Genomic DNA, 5833 nt, shown 5'->3' on the forward strand with positions numbered 1-5833 from the left:
ACGATCCGGCGTTTCCGGATCTCGGCTGCAAACACCGGCCCGAACCGGTGCCACCAGAACCGGACCGCCTCGTGGCTGACGTCGATCCCGCGTTCGTGCAGCAGGTCTTCGACATTCCGCAGCGAAAGCGGGAAACGGACATACATGATGCGAGACGGATGATCTCGCGCGACGTCTTGAAATACTTGAATGGGCAGGGTCGGGTCATGGGCGGACGCTTCCGGCGCCCCGGCCCCGCCTCAAGCCGAGTTCCTTTGACAAGCCCGAGCAGAGGTTTCACATCAGCCAACCCGACGCCGAGAGCGGCAACAGATCCGCTTCAAGTCACCCGGCTCCGCGCAGCGCTTCCTCGCCTCCCACGCCGCAATCTCCAATCACTTCAACGTCCAGCGCCATTTGATCTCCCGCAGAACGCTGAATGTGTTCCGCTCCACGACAACGGCGGATTGGCGCGAGATGGTGGCTGTCTGGCGTTGGATCGAAAGGCTCCGCCCGCCACCGCGACTTAACGTGACAATGCCCCTTTGACACCTCCTTTTTCTGGGCACCGAAGCTCGATCTTCTGATCGGGACCCGGCAAGCGGACTTCATCAGGGCCAGCGGTCAGACACACCGCGCGAACAGGCCGGACACATGACCGCTCCCCGCAACGATCACCAGCCACTCAAATCAACCCTTGCGCAAACGGAGCCGTCCACACATGACAAGATCCGCCCGATCGTTCTTAGTGAATTCCCTCGAGATGCTCCTCCAGCTCGGCCATCTCGTCGCCTCCGGCCATCAGGTTCAGCACCTCTTCCCGGCTCTTCTCACCGCGCGAAAAACGGGCGGCGATCTCGCCGTGGATCAGCACGGCAAAATCGTCGCCCACCGACATCGCGTGCCGGGCATTGTGGGTTATGAAGACGATCGCCGCGCCGGCGGCCCGCGCCTGCGTCATCATCTTGAGCACGAAGGATGCCTCCTTGACGCCGAGCGCCGAGGTCGGCTCGTCGAGGATCAGGAGCCGGGCGCCGAAATACATCGCCCGGCCGATGGCCAGCACCTGACGCTCGCCTCCCGACATTGTGCCGACGAGCTGTTCGCCGTCCTCGACGCGGCTGATGCCAAAGGCCCGGATCTGTTCCAACGCCACGCGGTTGGCATGGCCGCTGTCGAAGCGGCGGAAGGGCCAGCGCCCGCGCACGGGCTCGGCACCCAGGAAAAAGTTCCGTCCGACGCTCATCAGGGGGATCGTACCGACGTCCTGGTGCACTGTGGCAATGCCTAGCTTTCGCGCTTCGCGCGGCTCGGAAAACCGGGTCTCGCGCCCTTCCCACAGGATCTGTCCGGCGCTTGGCGGGTGATAACCCGACAGAACCTTGATAAGGGTCGACTTGCCAGCGCCGTTGTCTCCCAACAGACAGAGGATCCGGCCGGGATGGACGGCGAGCGAAACGCCGGTCAGCGCCTTCGTGGGCCCGAAATGCTTGGACACATTCTGCAATTCGATCAACGGCTCGGACATTGTCGGCTCCTACCGGCCCTGCAGCGCGAGGCGCCGAATCTGCGTGTTGGCAAAGACGGCGACGCCCAGGAGCGCGCCAAGAAAAAGCTGGACCCAGTCGGTGTTCCAGCCGGTATAGAATATGCCGGTGGAAATCACGCCGAACAGCGCGGTCCCGAAGACCACGCCGACCACGGTGCCGTATCCGCCGGTCAGCAGCACGCCGCCGATCACCACGACGATGGGGGCCTGGAACACGTAGCCCATGCCATATGTCGCATTGCCCGAGTTCCACTGCACCGCCTGGATTACCCCGACGAACGCGGCGGCCACGCCTGTGGAGATGAAGAGCCGGATCTTGACCCGGTCGACAGGCACCCCGGCCCCGCGCGCGGCGGTCGCATTGCCGCCGGTGGCGTAGATCCAGCTGCCGAAGGGCGACTTTGACAACACCCACCAGCCGACCAGCGCCACCGCGGCCCACCAAAGGATCGCGATATTGGCCTGGTCCCAGCGTGCGGCAAAGAGCCATTTTACCGGATCGGAAACGGCGACCGAGCTCGACGTCACGTTCGCGATCAGCCGGCTGACCCCCATGGTGCCGCCGATCACGATGAAGTTCGCGGCCAGCGTGACGATGAACGACGGCAGCCCCGTACGAACGACCGCAAGCCCGTTCGCCAGACCCACGCCCCCCCCGGCCACCAAAGCCAGCAGGATCATCGACCAGTCCGGCAGTCCGAAATAGCGCGTCCCGAGCGCAAGGATCATCGAGGCCATGCCGACGGTCGAGCCGATCGAGAGATCGAATTCGCCTGAAATCATCAACAGACCTACCGGCACCGCCACGATGCCGAGCTCAGCAGCCAGGTTGAGCCAGCCTGCCGTTCCGTCGGCCGAGACGAAACCCGCCCCGGAGGTCATCACGACGAAAAAGAGATAGGTGACGAGAAAGGCGGCAACGGCGCCGATTTCGGGGCGCCGGATCAGTTTGCGCATGGCTCCCTCCGCTCGGGGCACGGATGTCCGGCCCGCGCCATCGGGCGCGAGCGCGGGGCTCATTCGGCTTTCAGAAGGCACCGCGGATCCCGGTATGCTCGTTATTGACCTCAAGCGTGCGCTCGACGTTCGAACTGTCGATCACAAGCGGGCCGGTCTTGACGTGGCCGATCGGGTGCAGCCCGTACTCCAGGAAATGCGAAGCGATCTGCATCGACATAAAGCCCTGAAGATAGGGCTGCTGGTCCATGGCGAAGGCCAGACGTCCGTCCTGGATCGCCTCGAGCACCTCGTTGGACAAATCCGCCGTGCCGACCATCACCTCGCCCTCACGGCCGACATTTGATACTGCCTGCAAGGCGCTCATCGCCGGAACGGCGTTCAGGGTAAAGATGCCGTCGATCCCGGGATTGGCCTGCAGTATCCCGCTCATCGCCTGGGCCAGCGCCTGCGGATTGGTGGCGTCTCCGGTCCCGATTGTCTCGTAGATCGTGTCGGCGCCGGCCTCTTCCATCGCCGCGATATAGCCGTCACAGCGCGCCTCGACCGTCGGGTTGCCGGGAACCTGGTTAAAGCAAAGACCCAAGGTGACGCCCTCCGCCGCCTGGATCTCGCCAGCGCGATAGCCCATCTGGAACGGCTCCTCGCCGACGAACCCTATTGAGCCGTTCTCCTCCCACAACGTCTGGCCGGAGTTGTGAATGAGCACCGGGATCCCGGCATCCGTCGCCTCCCGGATTAGTGGGTCCATGCCGTCCGGAAAAAACTCTCCTACCAGCAGCATCTTGGGGTCGCGGCTAATCGCCTGCTGCAGCAGGCGCGGGTAATCGGATGTCATGTTCGCCGTGTCAGTGACGGCTACATACTGGAAGTCAATGCCGAAGGTCTCTGCGCCGTCATCGAAGCCCTGCTTCACGGCAGCGAAGAACGGCCAGGACAGTGGCCCCGAGACCACGATGATCGGACCGTCGGGGTTGGCGGTCTGGGCCGCGGCCCGGTCGGCGCCGGCCGCCAGGAAACCGGCGGAAAGGACGGCAGCCGTCCCGATGCCTTTGAAATACTTCATGTTTTCACCTCCTCCGTTGCGCCAGGCGAGAACGGTCTTCTCAACCGATCCTTCACCGGACCCTTCATGGGAAGCACGCGCTTCTCGAATGAGTCAATCATTTATTCACGGTGAATGAATATTTGACGAACCATCGGCCGTCTGCCAAAGCTTGCGTCGTTGCCCGGTGCTTTCACAGGTCTCGCCGAAGGGAAGGAAGAAGATGCGCAGTGTGCTCTGCTACGGGGATTCGAACACCTATGGACAAGCCGATGCCGATACGCCCGATACGAGGTTCGAGGCGTCCGACCGTTGGCCCGGCGTGGTGCGGCAGCTCCTCGAACCCGGCTGGCTGGTGATCGAAGAAGGGCTGTCGGGCCGGACCACTGTCGATGACGACCCGGTCGAGGGCGCCGAGCGTAACGGCCGCCGCTATCTACGCCCTTGTATCCTCAGTCACAAGCCACTGGACCTGGTTATCTTGATGCTTGGAACCAACGACCTGAAGCGACGCTTCAACAAGTCCCCGTCCGAAATCGGGATGGGCGTCCGCGCCCTTGTCTGGGACATCCGCGCGCTGCCCGCCGGTCATGGCGGCCGCATGCCGGAAGTGCTGCTCGTCGCGCCGCCGCCGATCCAGGCCGAGCTGGGCGACTGGGCCGAAGTCTTCGAGGGCGGCCACGAGAAAAGCCTCGCACTGGCCGAAATCTACGAGCGAGTAGCGGAGGTCGAAGAAGTGCATTTCTTCGATGCCGGACAAGTCGTGGACACAGCTGGCGGAGACGGCTTTCATATCAGTCGCGCTGCGCATCGCACGCTTGGCGAGGCGATGGCACATGAGATCGAGGCGATCGGCTGGCCCTGACCGGCCACCACGTCCTTCGCCCAACGCAGTCGCAAGGCGCTTGATCCAAGGAGACGACCATGCCCGACATGAGATTCGCCCCGCCGCCCGCGCTGCGCATTCATACCCAGACGGGCGGTCTGAACTCGATGAGCGTGCGCAGCGCGAACGAGCGGCTGATCCTGTCGCTGCTCGTCCAGCACGGGGCGATGTCACGGATGGAACTGGGCAAACACAGCGGACTGTCGGCACAGACCATATCAGTGATCGTGCGCGCGCTGCAGCGGGACGGGTTGATCATCGCGGGCGAGGCGCAGCGCGGCCGCGTGGGCCCGCCCACAATTCCAGTCGCCCTGAACCCCGAGGGCGCCTTTGGTCTCGGGGTCAGCTTGCAGCCGCACGGAATCGACACGGTCCTGATCGGTCTGACCGGCACTGTCGCCTATCGAATGCACCAATCCGTGGCCGCAGACGACGACCCTCTTATCGCCCTGGAAAGCGCTGTGTCGAACGCGCTCGGCCGGCTGGACGCGGCACAGTCCGAGCGGCTTGCCGGGCTCGGGCTGGCCCTGCCAACCGATCCTGGGGCCTGGACAGAGGCGCTCGACGACGGCGAATTGCTCGAGACCCGCCTAAGCGGCGAGACGGGCCTGCCCGTCTACATCCAGAACGGTGTGACGGCGGCGGCCGGCGCCGAGAGCGTGTTCGGCGCGGCGCGCGACGTATCCGATTACGTGTTCGTCCATGTTGGCGCCCTGACCGAGTTTCGCCTCGTGCTCCAGAACCGCGTCCACGCCGGCGCGACGCCCTCCAATCGCGCGCCCAGCCTCGGAGACCTGGCCAGCTTTGCGGGCGGCATTCGCGCGGCCGGAACGCTGGAATGGTCCGACGAAGTCGACGATGCCACGGCGTCGTGGATCGACCGCGGCGCTCGCGAGATCTCCGCCCGCGTCGAGGAGCTTTCCACCTTCGTGCAGGTAAAGGATTTGCTTGTGGCCGGACTGCCGCCGGCGGGGATCCGGAACCGGCTGGTGGCGCAACTGCAAGCGCTGCTCCCCCAAATCACTGTCGCCTCCGGCCACGTCGCCGACGACAGTACCGCGGTCGGCGCGGCGACCCTGGCCTTGACCGGCCGCTACCTGCTCAGGGAATGAAGGACAAACGAGAACCGAGCGGCCGCCGGCCGGCAATACCTTCGCCCAGGGCATTGTCACGTTAAGTCGCGGTGGTGGGCGGATAGTGCTGGCAGACTAATTCGAACCAGTCTCAGCTTGGACAGTGACGCTGTCCCATATACCGCAGAGACCGCGCCACTCGGCGAGAGCAGCGGCACGGTTCTTCTTGAAGTCGGCGCGAGAGTAGAGGCTGCGCTCCGAGTTGAAATGGTTGCTGACCGAGGTGTGGACGGAGACGAATTTCTGCAATGTTCGCATCCGCCGGAACCGCAGCATCGCCCGCT

At 64.3% G+C, this 5833-nt stretch carries 5 protein-coding genes and 3 pseudogenes; 3 read left to right on the forward strand and 5 right to left on the reverse strand.

The window, feature by feature from the left end; genetic code table 11:
• Nucleotides 1–208: pseudogene (locus tag P1J78_RS23765) on the reverse strand (IS6 family transposase); the annotation flags it as partial.
• A gap of 56 nt (nucleotides 209–264) precedes the next feature.
• On the opposite strand from P1J78_RS23765, the pseudogene P1J78_RS23770 reads away from it, so the two are divergent.
• Nucleotides 265–528, forward strand: a pseudogene (locus P1J78_RS23770) (hypothetical protein); the annotation flags it as partial.
• 196 nt (nucleotides 529–724) lie between these two features.
• Here the strand turns inward: P1J78_RS23770 and P1J78_RS23775 are convergent.
• The 3 genes from P1J78_RS23775 to P1J78_RS23785 form a co-directional block, all read right to left on the reverse strand.
• A complete protein-coding gene (locus P1J78_RS23775) occupies nucleotides 725–1507 on the reverse strand; it encodes an ATP-binding cassette domain-containing protein (RefSeq protein ID WP_275569861.1) in 783 nt (260 codons plus the stop codon).
• 9 nt (nucleotides 1508–1516) lie between these two features.
• Entirely contained in the window at nucleotides 1517–2485 is a 969-nt protein-coding gene (locus P1J78_RS23780) for an ABC transporter permease (RefSeq protein ID WP_275569862.1), read from the reverse strand.
• Between the two features lie 70 nt (nucleotides 2486–2555).
• Complete coding sequence (locus P1J78_RS23785) at nucleotides 2556–3551, reverse strand: sugar ABC transporter substrate-binding protein (RefSeq protein WP_275569863.1); 996 nt, start codon at nucleotides 3549–3551, stop codon at nucleotides 2556–2558.
• Between the two features lie 202 nt (nucleotides 3552–3753).
• Here P1J78_RS23785 and P1J78_RS23790 point away from each other — a divergent pair, with 202 nt between their 5' ends.
• Entirely contained in the window at nucleotides 3754–4395 is a 642-nt protein-coding gene (locus P1J78_RS23790; protein ID WP_275569864.1) for an SGNH/GDSL hydrolase family protein, read from the forward strand.
• Between the two features lie 59 nt (nucleotides 4396–4454).
• Nucleotides 4455–5528 carry an ROK family transcriptional regulator gene (locus P1J78_RS23795; protein WP_275569865.1) on the forward strand — a complete coding sequence of 358 codons (1074 nt, stop codon included), beginning with the start codon at nucleotides 4455–4457 and terminating at the stop codon, nucleotides 5526–5528.
• Nucleotides 5529–5624: 96 nt separating this feature from the next.
• Here the strand turns inward: P1J78_RS23795 and P1J78_RS23800 are convergent.
• A pseudogene (locus P1J78_RS23800) lies at nucleotides 5625–5833 on the reverse strand (hypothetical protein); the annotation flags it as partial.

It is taken from the genome of Psychromarinibacter sediminicola, from assembly GCF_029168335.1.
GTDB classification, from domain to species: Bacteria; Pseudomonadota; Alphaproteobacteria; order Rhodobacterales; family Rhodobacteraceae; genus Psychromarinibacter; species Psychromarinibacter sediminicola.

What these genes read in the sequence shown, in the direction of transcription:
- P1J78_RS23780 (WP_275569862.1), bottom strand. Translation starts at nt 2,485, where the DNA reads ATGCGCAAACTGATCCGGCGCCCCGAAATCGGCGCCGTTGCCGCCTTT.
- P1J78_RS23785 (WP_275569863.1), bottom strand. Translation starts at nt 3,551, where the DNA reads ATGAAGTATTTCAAAGGCATCGGGACGGCTGCCGTCCTTTCCGCCGGT.
- P1J78_RS23775 (WP_275569861.1), bottom strand. Translation starts at nt 1,507, where the DNA reads ATGTCCGAGCCGTTGATCGAATTGCAGAATGTGTCCAAGCATTTCGGG.
- P1J78_RS23795 (WP_275569865.1), top strand. Translation starts at nt 4,455, where the DNA reads ATGCCCGACATGAGATTCGCCCCGCCGCCCGCGCTGCGCATTCATACC.
- P1J78_RS23790 (WP_275569864.1), top strand. Translation starts at nt 3,754, where the DNA reads ATGCGCAGTGTGCTCTGCTACGGGGATTCGAACACCTATGGACAAGCC.